This window comes from Streptomyces sp. DH12, assembly GCF_020873895.1.
Classification (GTDB): Bacteria; Actinomycetota; Actinomycetes; order Streptomycetales; family Streptomycetaceae; genus Streptomyces.
In genome coordinates this window covers 1-480 of the sequence record NZ_JAHWGT010000822.1, presented here as the reverse complement: position 1 = coordinate 480, position 480 = coordinate 1, and the positions used below count along the sequence as shown (strand labels likewise).

The 480-nt window shown below is 67.7% G+C and carries 1 pseudogene; it reads right to left on the bottom strand.

Annotation, left to right across the window (positions count from 1 at the left end):
* Positions 1-370, bottom strand: a pseudogene (locus tag LPA54_RS37260) (aspartate aminotransferase); the annotation flags it as partial.
* Positions 371-480: the final 110 nt, after the last annotated feature.

Here is a 480-nt window from a genome sequence, read left to right as displayed (position 1 = left end):
CGGGGAGCCCGCCTGCGGGGGTGTAGCGGTGGTACTTCGGGTTGCGGCAGGCCTCGACCGCGGCGTCGACGATGTAGTCGGGCGTCGGGAAGTCGGGCTCGCCGGCCCCGAAGCCGATCACCGGACGTCCGGCGGCCTTGAGGGCCTTGGCCTTGGCGTCGACGGCGAGGGTCGCGGACTCGGAGATCGCACCGATGCGGGCGGAAACCCGGCGCTCGGACGGTGAAGTTGCAGCGCTCATGGCCCCATGCTCCCTGACCGCGAAAGCCGTCGGCACAGGGGTTTCAGGGACCGGACCGGACCCGGACAGCATGCGGACAGGACCGGTCGGTAGTTGTCTGTTCGACGCGGCGGCCCTGAACACGTACACTCACCTGTCGTTGGCCTTCACCAGCCGCACCGTTCCTGCACCCGGTCACCGGGAAAGATGCGGTAGGTTGGTGGAAACCACAAAGGGTCGTAGCTCAATTGGTAGAGCAC